Source organism: Roseococcus suduntuyensis (assembly GCF_014196305.1).
GTDB lineage: Bacteria > Pseudomonadota > Alphaproteobacteria > Acetobacterales > Acetobacteraceae > Roseococcus > Roseococcus suduntuyensis.
Genome location: NZ_JACIDJ010000005.1, coordinates 64,812 through 78,092, shown reverse-complemented (window position 1 = coordinate 78,092; position 13,281 = coordinate 64,812). Strand labels below are relative to the sequence as shown.

Genomic DNA, 13,281 nt, shown 5'->3' with positions numbered 1-13,281 from the left:
TGCGGAAACGAGGGGGGGCGGAGCAGGCAAGAAGGTTCAGGCGTTCGCTTCGACCAGGGCGACCAGGCCTTCCAGCAGCTCGGTCGGGCTCGGAGGGCAGCCGGGGATGATGAGGTCGGGCATCAGCACCGCCTCGACGCCGCCCAGCACCGCATAGCTGCCCTTGAAGACACCGCCATCCACCGCGCAATCGCCGGCCGCCACGATCCACACCGGCTCCGGCGTGGCGGCGCGGGCGCGCAGCAGGGCCTCGGCCATGTTGCGCGTGAGCGGGCCGGTCACCAGCAGCACATCGGCATGGCGGGGCGAGGCCACGAAACGCAACCCGAAGCGCTCCAGGTCATGCGCCACGTTCTGGAGCGCGTTGATCTCCAGCTCGCAGCCATTGCAGCTGCCCGCATCCACCTGGCGGATGGCGAGCGAACGGCCGAGCCGCCGCATGGAGGCCGCCTCCATGCGCTCGCGCAGCGCGGCCACCACCTCGGGCAGCGGCACCACGGGCGCGTCGGTCACGGGCGGACGCAGCAGGTTCCGGGCAAGGCGGGGCCAGAGCATCAGAGATCCACCCCGCTGTAGCTCGCGTTGAAGCTTTTGTTGATGAGGGGGAAGTCGGCCACGATGTTGCCGATGACGGCCGCCTCCAGCAGCGGCCAGTGCAGCCAGGAGGGGTCGCGCAGGAAGGCCGCGCGGATCAGCCCGCCCTCATCCAGCGCGAGCCAGGCCAGGCATTCGCCGCGGAAGCCCTCGACCAGCGCCACCCCTTCGCGCGCCTCGCCATGGCCCAGCGAAACGGTCAGCGGGCCGGGCGGCAGGCCGGCCAGCAGGGTCCGCACGCGCGCGATGGCGGCCAGCGCCTCGGCATGGCGCTGGCGCCAGCGGGCATCCACGTCGGCGCCGGGCTGGGTGGGGCAGTCCGCCATCTCGCCCGTCAGCATCCGCGCGTCGAAGGCGCGGCCGGCGGCGCGGCCCACCACGCCCCCCGGCGCGAAAGCGGCGACCAGCGCGGGCGGGAGGAGGCCGGTCGCCAGCACGCGGTCCTGCAGGCTGGCATGGCCTTCATACATCCGCAGCAGGCGCGGCAGGCCGGCGGCGGCACCCGCCAGCGCGGCCTCGATGGCGGCCTGGCCCTCGGGCGAAAGGTCCATGGCCACACCGCCCGGCACCACGCGGTCCATCATCAGCCGGTGGCCGAAGGCCTGGTGCTGGGCGCGCAGCAGGGCCTCGCGCAGCAGCCCGGCCTCGGCGTGCAGCGGCGCGAAGGCGGCGTCATTGGCGATGAAGCCCATGTCGTTCAGGTGGTTGTGCAGCCGCTCCAGCTCCAGCATCACGGCGCGCAGAGCCGTGGCGCGGGGCGGGGCCTCGGCGCCCGAAGCGGCCTCGGCGGCACGGGCGAAAGCCAGCGAATGCGCCACGGTGCTGTCGCCCGAAAGGCGCGCCGCGAAGCGTGCCGCCACGCGCGGCGACTTGCCCTGCAGCAGCGACAGCGTGCCCTTGTGCGTCCAGCCCAGCCGCGCCTCCAGCCTCACGATGGTCTCGCCCTGGACATGGAAGCGGAAATGCCCGGGCTCGATGATCCCGGCATGGATGGGGCCGACCGGGATCTGGTGCACGCCCGCGCCCTCGGCGGGCAGGAATTCCATGGGGTCGGCGGCGGGGCTGTGGCTGAGCGGGCGGGGCGAGAGCGGCGCGCGCACCGGCCAGCGGCCATGGTCGAGCCAGGGGCGGGCGTCCACCGCGCCCTCGGCCGTGATGCCCCAGAGATCATGCAGGGCGCGTTCGAACAGCGCGGCCCCGGGCCGCACGGGCGAGAGCGCCGGCACGCGGCCGCCCTCCACCGCCGTGCTGGCCAGCCACAGGCGGGGGGCCGCGATGTCGAGGAAGGCGGCATGGACGAAGCCGGGCTCGCCCCACAGCGCCAGCAGGTCGAGGCTCGGGTCGCTTGCCAATGCCTCGCGCAGGCGCAGCCAGGCGGCGGCGTCCAGCACCGTGCGCGGCCAGGGCATGCAGGGGGCGATGACGCCCGATTCCAGCACCTTGGCCGCCCTCATCCCAGCACCTGTGCGGCGTCGCGCAGCAGGGCGCGCAGGGGGGCCGGCAGGGCGATGGCGAGGATCACGGCCAGCACCAGGTTGCACCAGATGGGCCCCAGCGTGGCCCAGCCCGCGGGGCCGGGCGCCACATCCGGCGTGGCTGGGCCCAGGCAAAGACGCTGCATGGCGTGCAGCAGGGCGAGTGCGGCCACCAGCAGCCCCGCCACATAGGGCAGCAGCAGCCAGGGCGCCTCACGGCCCAGGGCCGCCGCCAGCATCCATTCCGACGCGAAGAGGCTGGCCGGCGGCAGCCCCGCCAGCCCCGCCATCACCAGCACCAGCCCCCAGCCCAGTGCGGGGTGGCTGCGCGCCAGCCCGCCGATCTGGTCCATGCGCTGCCCGCCCTTGAGCCTTGCCGCACGCCCGATGGCGAAGAAGGCCGCCGATTTCAGCAGGGAATGGCCCCAGAGGTGCAGGATGCCCGCCATGTTCCCGGCCGGCCCGCCCACACCGAAGGCGATGGCCGCGATGCCCATATGCTCGATGCTGCTCCAGCCGAAGAGGCGCTTGGCGTCGCGCCGCCGCCAAAGCGTGACGCCCGCCAGCAGCAGCGAAGCCAGCCCCATGCCGATCAGGAAACCGCCCGGCGCCCAGGAGCCCGGGTGCGCCGCCACGATGGCCTCGCCGCGCAGGATGCCCAGCATGGCGCTGTTCAGCAGCAGCCCCGACAGCACGGCGGCGATGGGGGTGGGGCCCTCGGCATGGGCGTCGGGCAGCCAGGAATGCAGCGGCACCAACCCCGCCTTGGTGCCGAAGCCCACCAGCAGGAAGACGAAGGCGAGGTTGAGCAGACCGGGTTCGGCCAGCGGCGCGATTTCGCGCAGCGCCGTGGCCGAAAGCCGCAGGTCGCCATGGGGCAAATGCGGGGCGGCCGCCAGCGCCAGCACGATGATGCCGAACAAGGCGAGCGCGATGCCGAAACCGCAGAGGATGAAGAACTTCCACGCGGCCTCGATGGCGGCGGGCGTGCGGTGCAGCCCCACCATCAGCACACAGGCGAGCGTGCCCGCCTCGATCGCCACCCACATGATGCCGAGATTGTCGGACAGCAGCGCCAGGAAATGCGTGGCCATGAAGCCCTGGAAGGCCGCGTGGTAGAAGCGGGTGCGCGCGGTGTCGAAGCCCTCGTCCCGGATGTCCTGCCAGGAGAAGACGGCGGTGCCGAGCCCCACGATTCCCGCCAGCACCACCAGCGAGACCGAGAGCGCATCGGCCCGCAGCCAGCCCTCGCCCTGCGGCAGGGGCCCGGCCAGCAGCAGCAGCGCCAGCACCAGCGAACCGGCTGAGATGGCGATATTCAGCAGCGGCGCCACGCGCGGCAGCGCGGCCAGCAGCGCGGCCCCCAGCAGCGGCAACAGAATCAGGGCGGTGGCGAGGCTCATCGCCCTTCCCCCCGGTGGCGGTCCAGCACGCCCGGATCGAGGCTGGCGAAGCGTTCGCGCATCTGCCGCGCGAAAACACCCGCGATCAGCGCCACCACCAGCACCAGGCCGCCCGCCGAAAGCTCCACCACCAGCGGCATGCCGGCCACGCCCACCGCGGCCAGGATCAGCCCGTTCTCGATGGTCAGAAGCCCCGCCACATGGGCCAGGGCACTGCGCCGCGTCACCATCATCAGCGCCCCCAGCAGCAGGATGGACAGCGCCATGGAGAGGTCCACCCGCGCCAAGGCGCCTGCCCCCGTGGTGGCCGGCACGACGACCAACATGGCCAGCCCCACCAGCCCCACCCCCAGCACCAGCCCCGCGCCCATCCGGCCCGGCGCCTCGGTGCGGAGCGGCGGCGGCAGTTCGCCCGCCAGGCGGTGCAGCACCAGAGGGATGGCGATGCCCTTGGCCAGCAGCGCGATCAGCCCCGTCAGATAGAGTTGCGGCGCCGCCTGGACATGGCCCTGCCAAAAGGCCGCCAGCGCCAGCAACACACCCTGCGCGGCGAGTGCGGCAATCAGCGCGCCGATTCGCCGCTGGCCCAGCATGACGAAGCCGACCAGCAGCATGGCCCCGCCCAACAGATGCGCCACGTCATAGGCGATGTCCCCGGGGCCGGTCATGCGAGGCCCGTCGTGATAAGCATCACGCAAGTCCTGTCGTGATAAAGACAAGGGCCGCCGCCAGCAGCGCCAGCAGCAGCGCGGCCCCCAGGAATTCCGGTACGCGGAAGACGCGCATCTTGGCGATGGCCGTCTCGAAGACCGCCAGCGCCACGGCCAGCAGCGCCATCTTCGCGCCCCACAGCACCAGCCCCACCACCCAGCCAATCGGCCCCGCGCCGGCCGGCGCCGCGCCGAAGGGCAGGAAGATCGCCGCCAGCAGCGCGAGCCAGACCGTCAGCTTCAACGCCGCCTGCGCCTCCCACAGGGCGAGGTGCCGGCCCGAGGCCTCCAGCAGCATGGCCTCATGGACCATGGTCAGTTCCAGGTGGGTGGCCGGGTTGTCCACCGGCACACGGGCATTCTCGGCCAGCGCCACGGCCATCAGCGCCATCAACACGAACAGCAGGGAGACACGGATGCCCAGGCTGCCCTCGCGGAACAAGGCGGCGATGGCGTCGAGGTTGGAACTGCCCGCCAGCACCGCCAGCACCAGCACGGAGGCCAGCAGGGCGGGTTCGGCGAAGGCGGCGAAGGTCATCTCGCGCGCGGCACCCAGGCCCCCGAAGGCGGTTCCCGCGTCATGCCCAGCCAGCGCCAGCGCCATCCGCGCCAGCGCCAGCAGCCCCGCGATGAGGATGAGGTCCGCGACCGGCGCCAGCGCCATGCCCTGCGCGAAGCCCGGCACCAGCAGCGCGGCCAGCAGCGTCGCCGCCAGGGCCACATAGGGGGTGGCGCGGGTGACGACGCTCGATCCATCGGCCAGCACCGGGCGCTTGCGCAGCAGCTTCAACAGGTCGCGCAGGGGCTGGAGGGGGTGCGGTCCGCGCCGGCCCAGCAGCCGCGCCTTCACCCAGCGCACCCCGCCCACCACCAGCGGCGCCGCGGCAAGGATGAGGGCGGCGTGCAGGATCTGCGTCAGCAGCGCGAGGAAGGTGGCCATCATGCCACCGCTCCCCAGGCCAGCAGCGCCAGCAGCAGCACCAGTGTGCCCAGCGCCAGCGCCAGATAGGCCGAGAGCGGAAGCCCACGCAGCCGCTCCGCCTGGTGCCCGGCCAGGCGCCGCAGCCGGCCCAGCGGCCAGAGCAAGGCGACAAAGCCATGATCCCGCGCCTCGACGCGCAGCCGCGCTGGGACGGTGCTGCCGGGGGTGGCGGGGTGGTGCGTCTCGCGCTGCGCCAGCGCCAGCCTGCCCAAGGCGCGGCGGATGGGCTGGGCCGCACCGGCGGCGCTGGGCTGAGTCAGCGGGTCGCCGAAGGGCAGGTCGGCCGGCGGGGGCATGAAGCCGCAATCCCAGGCGGGGCCGCGCCGAGGTTCGGGCGCGCCCTTGCGGTGCAGCCCATACCACAGCGCCAGGGTCAGCCCCGCCAGCAGCGCCGTGACGGCCCAGGGGGCGTAGCGGGCGCCCGCCTCGCCCAGAATGAGGTCCAGCCCGGAGATGGGCGGGGCCGCGCCCTCGCCCAGCAACCCGGTCACGATGCCGCCCGCGAGGCCCAACGCCGGCGCGGCCAGCAACGCCAGCGCGGCACAGACCGCCCCCGCCACCACCAGCGCTGCGCGCATCAGCCCCGAGGCATCCAGCGCGCCCGCCGCGCGCGGGGTGCGCGGCCGGCCCAGGAAAACAAGCCCCACGAAGCGCAGCATGGCCGCCGCCGCCAGGGCCAGCGCCATCCCCGCCGTGACCAGCGCCGCCGCCGAGAGCAGTTGCACCGGCAATTCCGCCACCCGCCAGCTCTGGATCAGCGCCTGCAACACCAGCCATTCGCTGGCGAAGCCCGAGAAGGGCGGCAGCGCGGCGGCGGAGGCCGCGCCCAGCATGGCCAGCCCCGCCACCCAGGGCATGCGGTGGATCAGCCCGCCCAGCCGGTCGGGGTCGCGGCTGCCCGCCTGCTCGGCCACCGCGCCCGCCACGAGGAACAGCAGCCCCTTGAACCCCGCATGCACCAGCGTGTGCAGCAGCGCGGCGGACAGCGCCAGGGCGGCCAGCGGCGCCAGGTCCGCCCCCCGGAACACCAGGGCAAGCCCCAGCGCCAGCGTGATCAGCCCCACATTCTCCAGCGTGGAGCAGGCCAGGATGGCCTTGATGTCGGTCTCGACATTGGCGCGGATGGCGCCCCACAGCGCCGTGGCGGCCCCCAGCACCACCAATGGCGCGCCCCACCAGCCCGGCTGCGCCACGCCCGCCAGGTCGAACAGGGCGCGCACCAGCACATAGAGCGCGATCTTCACCATGGCGCCCGACATCAGCGCCGAGACGGGCGTGGCGGCGGCCGGGTGGGCCAGCGGCAGCCAGAGGTGGAAGGGCAGCAGCCCCGCCTTGGACCCCGCCCCCAGCAGGATCAGCACCAGGGCCAGCGTGCCGCGCCAGCCCTCGGGCGGGGCCGCGCGCATCTCGGAAAAGCCCATGCCGGGCGCCGAGAGCAAAGCGAAGCCCGCGATGAGGCAGAGGCCTGAGAAGGCCGCGAAGCCGAAATAGAGCCGCGCCGCGCGCCGTCCGCGCCCGGCCGGGTGCCGCGCCGCCACCAGGGCCCAGGAGGCGAGAGACATGACCTCGAAGCCCAGCAGCAGGGTGAAGGCGTCGGCCGCCAGCAGCACCAGCACCATGGCGGCGAGAAAGAGCGGGAAGGCCGCGGCCTCCGCCCGGCTGGACGGCCCCGTTGCGGCAGCGAAGAGGGCAGCGGGCAGCGCCACCACCGCCAGCACCAGCAGGAACCAGGCCGAGAGCGCATCCAGCGCCACGCGCGCCGGCCCCCAGGGCGGGCCGAGGGCGAGAACGGCCTCCTCGACCGGCCCCAGCGCCAGCGTGGCCACGGCCACGGCGCCCAGCACGGCCGCGACCGCCGCGGCACCCAGCGGCACCAACCGCCGTCCCAGCCCCGCGGCCCCCAGCCCCGCCAGCACCGCCAGCGCGAGCAAGCCGAGGCCGAGAAGCGTCAGCACGCCCCCGAAACCCCCGCCGATTGCCCGAGTCGCCCCATCATTCCTCCATTGTATCCACCACGGCGCCCAAGGCGAGGCTGGACAAGCCGCCTCTTTTGTTTAACGCGCTGCTGTCCGCGCGGAGGGATCAGGTCATGTGGGTGCTGCTCGGCTTCAGCCGGGGGGTGGATTGGGTGAATGAGCGCTGCGGCCGCCTGGCCGACTGGTGCATCCTGCTGGCCTGCGCCATCAGCGCCACCAACGCCGTGCTGCGCTATGGCTTCAACTTCTCCCACAATGGCTGGCTGGAGGTGCAATGGTATCTCTTCGCCGGCGTGGTGATGCTGGGCGCCAGCTACACCCTGCAGCGCAACCAGCATGTGCGGGTGGACATCCTGTACGCCATGCTGGGCGAGCGGGGGCGGCTGTGGGTGGATGTCTTCGGTCTGCTGTTCTTCATGCTGCCCGCCATCTTCCTGCTGGCCTGGATGACCTGGCCCTTCTTCCTGGACAGCTGGATGCGCCATGAGATCTCGCCCGCCCCGGGCGGGCTGGTGCGCTGGCCGGTCAAGCTGCTGATGCCGCTGGGCTTCGCCCTGCTGGCCCTGCAAGGCCTGTCGGAGCTGGTGAAGCGCGTGGCCCTGCTGCGCGGAGACATCCAGCCCGTCGAGGTCGCCACCGGCTACGAACGCCCCGAGCAGTGAGGCCCTGCCAGTCATGAGCGTCGAGATCATGCCGCCCCTGATGTTCGCGGGGCTGGTCGTCTTCCTGCTGATGGGCTTCCCCGTCGCGTTCAGCCTCTGCGCGGTGGGGCTGGGCTTCGGCCTGTTCTTCATCGAGCTGGGCTTCTTCACGCCCGCCTATCTGGGCAACCTGCCGCCGCGCGTCTTCGGCATCCTGTCGAACGACCTGCTGCTGGCCATTCCCTTCTTCACCCTGATGGGCGCCATCCTGGAACGCTGCGGCCTCGCCGAGGAATTGCTGGAAAGCACGGCGCAGCTCTTCGGCAAGATTCCGGGCGGGCTCGCCTTCGCCGTGGTGCTGGTGGGCGCGCTGCTGGGCGCGGTGACGGGCACGGTGGCGGCCAGCGTGCTGGCCATGGGCGTCATCGCGCTGCCCATCATGCTGCGCTACGGCTATGACCAGCGGCTGGCGACGGGCGTGGTCGCGGCCTCGGGGACCATCACGCAGCTCATCCCGCCCTCGCTCGTGCTGATCGTGCTGAGCGACCAGCTGGGCCGCTCGGTGGGCGACATGTATGCGGGCGCCATCGGGCCCGCCCTTTTGCAGATCCTGCTGTTCCTGGCCTTCGTGGCGGGCGTGGCGATCGTGGCCCCGCACCGCGTGCCGGCCCTGCCGCCCGAGGCGCTGATGGCGCGTGGCTGGCCGCTCTACCTGCGGGTGCTGCGCGGCATGGTGCCGCCGCTGCTGCTGCTGTTCCTGGTGCTGGGCACCATCCTGATGGGGCTGGCCACGCCCACGGAAGCGGGCGCCATGGGCACGGCAGGGGCGGTGGCACTCGCCATCCTGAACGGCCGCTTCAGCTGGAAGCTGCTGCGCGAGGCCATGGGCAACGCCATGCGCATCACGGCCATGGTCATCTACATCCTGATCGGCGCCACGGTGTTCAGCCTGGTGTTCCAGGGCGTGGACGGCTCGCATTGGGTGGAGGGGCTGCTGGCCAATTTGCCGGGCGGGCAGATCGGCTTCCTGCTCTTCGTCAACGCCTTCATCTTCGTGCTGGGCTTCTTCCTCGACTTCTTCGAAATCGCCTTCATCGTGGTGCCGCTGCTGGCGCCGGTGGCCACCAAGCTCGACATCGACCTGGTGTGGTTCGGGGTGCTGCTGTGCATCAACCTGCAAAGCAGCTTCATGACGCCGCCCTTCGGCTTCGCGCTGTTCTACATCCGCTCCATCGCGCCGAAATTCGTGTCGACCCAGGCGATCTACCGCGGCGCCATTCCCTGGATCTGCCTGCAATTGCTTCTGGTGGCCATCGTGATGATCTGGCCCGAGGCCGTCACCTTCCTGATCCAGGGCGGAACGGGGGTGGACCCGGCGAGCGTCACGATCGACGTGCCGCCGCCCGCCCCGCCCTCCGATGACGACGCGATGCCGATCTTCCGGTAGGGGCGGGGCCGGAGCCTTGCTAAGCGGCTGACTCACGCCTTTGGTGATCCCACCAAAGGCGATCAGGCGCTGCCGAGCGGCTGATTCACGCCTTTGGTGATCCCACCAAGGCGATCAGACGCTGCCGAGCGGCTGATTCACGCCTTTGGTGATCCCACCAAGGCGATCAGGCGCTGCCGAGCGTCTGATTCACGCCTTTGGTGATCCCACCAAAGGCGATCAGGCGCTACAGCATCGCCAGTTCCTGCTTGCGGCGCGGCGGCGGGAAGGCCGCGTCCAGCGCGGCCAGTTCCTCGGGGGAGAGCACCATCTCCCCCGCCGCAGCATTCTCCCGCACATGCGCGAGGCCGCTGGCCTTGGGGATGCTGACCACGCCCGGAAGCGACAGCGTCCAGGCCAGCGCCATCTGCCCCGGCGTGGCACCCCGCGCGGCGGCCAGCTTCACCAGCACGGGGTGGCGCAGCAGCGCACCCCCCTGCCCCACCGGCGAATAGGCCATCACCGGCATTTCCTGCGTGGCGCAGAAGGGCAGCAGGTCGAATTCCGGGCCGCGATGCTCCAGGTTCAGCAGCACCTGGTCGGTCGCGCAATCGGGCAGCGCGGCCTCCAGCTCCAGAAGGTCGTCCACGTCGAGGTTGGACACACCCCAGCGGGCGATCTTCCCCGCCTCCCGCGCGCGCTCCATCGCCTCCACCGTTTCGGCCAGAGGCACCGATCCACGCCAATGCAGCAGATAGAGGTCCAGCCGGTCCACCTTCAGGCGCTTCAGGCTGCGTTCCAGCGCCTGTGGCAGGCCTCGGCGCGAGGCATTGTGCGGATAGACCTTGGAGACGAGGAACACCTCCTCCCGCCGGCCGGCGATGGCCTCCGCCACGACCTTCTCGGCCCCGCCCTCCCCATACATCTCCGCCGTGTCGATCAGGGTGAGGCCGAGGTCGAGCCCCGCCCGCAGCGCCGCCACCTCCTCCTTGCGGCGCGTGCCGTCCTCGCCCATGCGCCAGGTGCCCTGGCCGAGGCGGGGGAACGCGGTTCCATCCCGCAGCCGCAATGGGGTCATGCCATCGCCCTCCTTGTCTGTGATACAATGCCACGATGCGCTTCCGGTTTCTTGCCCTGCTGCCCCTGCTCCTCGCCAGTCCCGCCGCCTGGGGCCAGCCCGCCGAGGAGGTGGGGCCATGGCGCCTCGCCTGCGTCACCGACCGGATGACGGACCGCACCACCTGCATCCTGCGCCATGCCGAGCCGGTGGAGCGTTCGGCGGTCGGCCCCGGCCTCACGCTGGAAATCATGGACCGGCAGGGCATGCTGGTGCCGGCCGTGACCGCGCGGGACCTCTCCTTCGACAGCGCCATGCGCGGCGTGCTGGCCTTCACCGGCACCGCGCAGCTGCGCTTCGACAGCCACACCATGCTGGAACTGCCCTGCGGGCTGGAGGGGCGGAACCTCATCTGCACCCCCCGCCGCGGCGAGGCCGAGCGCGCGGCGGCTGAGTTGCTGACCTCCCGCCGCGCCCTGGTGCGGATGTCGGGGCTGGGCAGCAACACCAGCGCGGGCACCGAGCCCGCCGAACTGCCGCTCTCCCGCACGCGCGAGGCGACCGAGGCGCTGCGCCGCCGCCAGCCCGCCGGCACCGCCCCCCCGCCCGAACCGCCCGGCTTCGACCTGCGCGACTGGCTGGGCCGCCTGCAGCGCCTCATTCCGTGAGCGAGTCTTTGCTGGCACGCGTGGCGCGCGGCGACCGCGCCGCGCTGCGCGCCCTCTACGAGGCCCATTCGGTGCGGCTGTTCGGCATCGCCATGGCCATCCTGCGCGACCGCGACGCGGCGGCCGATGCGCTGCATGACGCCTTCCTCAATATCGCCCGGCGCGCGGACCAGTTCGACCCGGCGCGCGGCGCGCCCGAGCATTGGCTGGGGGGCGTGGTGCGCCATGCGGCTCTCGACATCGCCCGCCGCCGCGGCCGCGAATTGCCGAGCGAGGACGCGCTGCTGGGCGACGCCCCCGTGCCGCCCGAACAATTCGAGACACTCGCCGCCTCGGCCGAGGGGGCGCGGCTGCGCGCCTGCCTCGACGGGCTGGAACCCAAGAACCGCGACGGCATCCTGCTGGCCTTCGTCCATGGCCTCTCCCACCCGCAGATCTCGGCGCGGCTGGGCACGCCGCTCGGCACCGTGAAGGCCTGGATCCGGCGCGGGCTGCTCGCCCTCAGGGAGTGCCTGGCATGACCCCGGAAGAGCGCGAGGCCCAGAATTACGACGAACTGGCGGGCGAATACGTCCTGGGCACGCTGGACGCGCGCGAGGCCGCGCGGGTGCGGGCGCTGATGGAGACCGACCGCGACCTGGCCGCCGCCGTCGCGGCCTGGGAAGCACGGCTCGCTCCCCTGCAAGCCCTGGCTCCGCCCGAGGCGCCGCCGCCCGGCCTCTGGACGCGCATCGCCGAAAGCCTGGACCCGACGCCCGCCGCGCGCCGCTGGCGCTTCCCCTGGCCGGCCTTCGGCATCGGCGCCAGCGCGGTCGCGGCCGGGCTGGCCGCCGTGCTGCTGCTGCGCCCCGCCCCCGAGCCCGCGCTGATGACGGTGCTGCTGACCAGCCAGGACCAACCGGCCTGGCTGGTGGAATCGGCGCGCGGCGAGCTGCGCCTGGCCGCGCTGAACCTGCCCCCCGTGGCGCCGGACCGGGTGATGGAACTCTGGGCCCTGCCGCAGGGGGCGACGGCGCCCACCTCGCTGGGCCTGGTGCCGGAGGGCGGGCGCATGGTGGTGACACCGCGCAGCATCCGCCCCGAGCCCGGCATGCTCATCGAGATCACGCTGGAACCGCCGGGGGGCTCGCCCATCGGGCGGCCCACTGGGCCCATCCTGTTCATCGGGCGGCTCCAGGCGGCGGCCGGAAGCTGAGCCGAAAAAAATCGCGCGGCGCTGCATCTGGCCGCGCGGCCGCTCCGTAACGCCGGCAGTGGGGCGCTTCCCGTCCCACCTGCAAGACGGAGCCTATGCATGACCTCCTCCCGCTTCCGCCTGTCCCTGCTGGCCGGTGTCGCGCTGTTCGGCGCGAACCTCGCCAGTGCCGCCAGCGCCCAGACCCTGGTCGCGCTGACCGCCGAGAACCAGCTGGTCCGCATCGACGCCGAGACCCGCCGCGCCAGCGCGCCCCTGCGCGTCACCGGCACGGACGGTGCGCTGGTCGGCATAGATCAGCGCCCCGCCAATGGCATGCTCTATGGGCTGACCGCGACGGGGCAGATCGTGACGCTGGACCCCGCCACGGGCCGGGCCACCCAGGTCGCGCGCCTGTCGGTCCCCTTCGAGAGCGGCGGGCGCGCGGTGGTGGACTTCAACCCGGTGCCGGACCGCCTGCGCGTGCTGGGCGTGAACGGCACCAGCCTGCGCATCAATGTCGAGACGGGGCAGACCATCGTGGACGGGTCGCTCAAATATGCGCGCCCCGACCTGGCCGGCACCATGCCGCGCGTGACGGCCGGCGCCTACACGAACAGCGTGGCCGGCGCGACCGCCACGGAACTGCTGACGCTGGACACGCTGCTGGGCCAGCTCAATCTGCAAAGCCCGCCCAATGACGGCGTGCAGGCCCCGCGCGCGGCACTGTCCACCAGCCTGCCGCCCAGCGCGGGCTTCGACATCCTGGCGGATGGCCAAGGCGGCAATCGCGGCATCCTGGTCGCGGAGGGCGCGCTGCACGAGCTGGACCTGACGACCGGCGCCGTCACGACGCTGGGGCCCATCGCGGGGCTCGGCGCCGCGACGCTGATCGATGTGGCCGCAATGCGCTGAGAGCATGATCCGCGAAGGCGGCACGCCGGAGCGGTGAATCATTCTCGGGGCAAAGCCTGAGCATGATCCGCGAAGGCGGCACGCCGGAGCAGTGAATCATTCTCTCGGGAAAGGGGCATGATCCGCGCGTGCGGATGATGCCCCCGGCCCCCAAGCGCGCCCCTGCGCCGCTCGTCCACTCCGCCTCCCTGGGGCGGGCGGTGCGGGGGAAAGCGCCACCGCACCCCGCGCTGCCGAGCGGCTGATTGGCCGCGCCGACG

The 13,281-nt window shown here is 72.5% G+C and carries 13 protein-coding genes; 6 read left to right on the top strand and 7 right to left on the bottom strand.

Going from position 1 to position 13,281, the window contains the following annotated elements; translation table 11 throughout:
- Positions 1-36 precede the first annotated feature (36 nt).
- From GGQ83_RS14125 to GGQ83_RS20320, 6 genes are read right to left on the bottom strand one after another with little or no spacing between them, the layout of a single operon-like run.
- On the bottom strand, positions 37-555 hold the full coding sequence (locus tag GGQ83_RS14125; RefSeq protein ID WP_184385101.1) for an NADH-quinone oxidoreductase subunit B family protein: 519 nt from the start codon (positions 553-555) through the stop codon (positions 37-39).
- Positions 555-2,048: a hydrogenase large subunit gene (locus tag GGQ83_RS14120; protein WP_184385099.1), complete on the bottom strand. Its 1,494-nt coding sequence runs from the start codon at positions 2,046-2,048 to the stop codon at positions 555-557. Before GGQ83_RS14120 ends, GGQ83_RS14125 begins: the two co-directional genes overlap by 1 nt.
- Positions 2,045-3,472 (bottom strand): hydrogenase 4 subunit F, encoded by a 1,428-nt coding sequence (locus tag GGQ83_RS14115; RefSeq protein WP_184385098.1) that lies wholly within the window; start codon positions 3,470-3,472, stop codon positions 2,045-2,047. Before GGQ83_RS14115 ends, GGQ83_RS14120 begins: the two co-directional genes overlap by 4 nt.
- Positions 3,469-4,140: a hydrogenase-4 component E gene (locus tag GGQ83_RS14110; protein ID WP_184385096.1), complete on the bottom strand. Its 672-nt coding sequence runs from the start codon at positions 4,138-4,140 to the stop codon at positions 3,469-3,471. The genes GGQ83_RS14115 and GGQ83_RS14110 overlap by 4 nt, the downstream gene beginning before the upstream one ends.
- A 22-nt stretch (positions 4,141-4,162) precedes the next feature.
- Positions 4,163-5,125, bottom strand: coding sequence for a respiratory chain complex I subunit 1 family protein (locus GGQ83_RS14105; RefSeq protein WP_311728235.1), 963 nt, complete (start codon positions 5,123-5,125; stop codon positions 4,163-4,165).
- Positions 5,122-7,119: a proton-conducting transporter transmembrane domain-containing protein gene (locus GGQ83_RS20320; RefSeq protein WP_184385094.1), complete on the bottom strand. Its 1,998-nt coding sequence runs from the start codon at positions 7,117-7,119 to the stop codon at positions 5,122-5,124. The genes GGQ83_RS14105 and GGQ83_RS20320 overlap by 4 nt, the downstream gene beginning before the upstream one ends.
- 134 nt (positions 7,120-7,253) lie before the next feature.
- On the opposite strand from GGQ83_RS20320, the gene GGQ83_RS14095 reads away from it, so the two are divergent.
- Both GGQ83_RS14095 and GGQ83_RS14090 read left to right on the top strand, forming a co-directional pair.
- On the top strand, positions 7,254-7,802 hold the full coding sequence (locus tag GGQ83_RS14095; protein ID WP_184385092.1) for a TRAP transporter small permease subunit: 549 nt from the start codon (positions 7,254-7,256) through the stop codon (positions 7,800-7,802).
- Between the two features lie 13 nt (positions 7,803-7,815).
- Complete coding sequence (locus tag GGQ83_RS14090; protein WP_184385090.1) at positions 7,816-9,228, top strand: TRAP transporter large permease; 1,413 nt, start codon at positions 7,816-7,818, stop codon at positions 9,226-9,228.
- A gap of 226 nt (positions 9,229-9,454) precedes the next feature.
- On the opposite strand, the gene GGQ83_RS14085 is transcribed toward GGQ83_RS14090, so the two are convergent.
- Positions 9,455-10,285 (bottom strand): aldo/keto reductase, encoded by an 831-nt coding sequence (locus GGQ83_RS14085; RefSeq protein ID WP_184385088.1) that lies wholly within the window; start codon positions 10,283-10,285, stop codon positions 9,455-9,457.
- 35 nt (positions 10,286-10,320) lie between these two features.
- On the opposite strand from GGQ83_RS14085, the gene GGQ83_RS14080 reads away from it, so the two are divergent.
- The 4 genes from GGQ83_RS14080 (at position 10,321) to GGQ83_RS14065 (ending at position 13,021) form a co-directional block, all read left to right on the top strand.
- Positions 10,321-10,932, top strand: a complete 612-nt coding sequence (locus GGQ83_RS14080; RefSeq protein WP_184385086.1) for a hypothetical protein — start codon at positions 10,321-10,323, stop codon at positions 10,930-10,932.
- Positions 10,929-11,453 carry a sigma-70 family RNA polymerase sigma factor gene (locus GGQ83_RS14075; protein ID WP_311728231.1) on the top strand — a complete coding sequence of 175 codons (525 nt, stop codon included), beginning with the start codon at positions 10,929-10,931 and terminating at the stop codon, positions 11,451-11,453. Before GGQ83_RS14080 ends, GGQ83_RS14075 begins: the two co-directional genes overlap by 4 nt.
- Positions 11,450-12,127, top strand: coding sequence for an anti-sigma factor (locus GGQ83_RS14070; protein ID WP_184385084.1), 678 nt, complete (start codon positions 11,450-11,452; stop codon positions 12,125-12,127). The genes GGQ83_RS14075 and GGQ83_RS14070 overlap by 4 nt, the downstream gene beginning before the upstream one ends.
- Positions 12,128-12,226: 99 nt before the next feature.
- Complete coding sequence (locus tag GGQ83_RS14065; RefSeq protein ID WP_184385082.1) at positions 12,227-13,021, top strand: DUF4394 domain-containing protein; 795 nt, start codon at positions 12,227-12,229, stop codon at positions 13,019-13,021.
- The last annotated feature ends 260 nt before the right edge of the window (positions 13,022-13,281 follow it).

What these genes read in the sequence shown, in the direction of transcription:
- GGQ83_RS14070 (WP_184385084.1), top strand. Translation starts at nt 11,450, where the DNA reads ATGACCCCGGAAGAGCGCGAGGCCCAGAATTACGACGAACTGGCGGGC.
- GGQ83_RS14090 (WP_184385090.1), top strand. Translation starts at nt 7,816, where the DNA reads ATGAGCGTCGAGATCATGCCGCCCCTGATGTTCGCGGGGCTGGTCGTC.
- GGQ83_RS14065 (WP_184385082.1), top strand. Translation starts at nt 12,227, where the DNA reads ATGACCTCCTCCCGCTTCCGCCTGTCCCTGCTGGCCGGTGTCGCGCTG.
- GGQ83_RS14120 (WP_184385099.1), bottom strand. Translation starts at nt 2,048, where the DNA reads ATGAGGGCGGCCAAGGTGCTGGAATCGGGCGTCATCGCCCCCTGCATG.
- GGQ83_RS14110 (WP_184385096.1), bottom strand. Translation starts at nt 4,140, where the DNA reads ATGACCGGCCCCGGGGACATCGCCTATGACGTGGCGCATCTGTTGGGC.
- GGQ83_RS14095 (WP_184385092.1), top strand. Translation starts at nt 7,254, where the DNA reads ATGTGGGTGCTGCTCGGCTTCAGCCGGGGGGTGGATTGGGTGAATGAG.
- GGQ83_RS14125 (WP_184385101.1), bottom strand. Translation starts at nt 555, where the DNA reads ATGCTCTGGCCCCGCCTTGCCCGGAACCTGCTGCGTCCGCCCGTGACC.
- GGQ83_RS14080 (WP_184385086.1), top strand. Translation starts at nt 10,321, where the DNA reads ATGCGCTTCCGGTTTCTTGCCCTGCTGCCCCTGCTCCTCGCCAGTCCC.
- GGQ83_RS14105 (WP_311728235.1), bottom strand. Translation starts at nt 5,125, where the DNA reads ATGATGGCCACCTTCCTCGCGCTGCTGACGCAGATCCTGCACGCCGCC.
- GGQ83_RS14085 (WP_184385088.1), bottom strand. Translation starts at nt 10,285, where the DNA reads ATGACCCCATTGCGGCTGCGGGATGGAACCGCGTTCCCCCGCCTCGGC.
- GGQ83_RS14115 (WP_184385098.1), bottom strand. Translation starts at nt 3,472, where the DNA reads ATGAGCCTCGCCACCGCCCTGATTCTGTTGCCGCTGCTGGGGGCCGCG.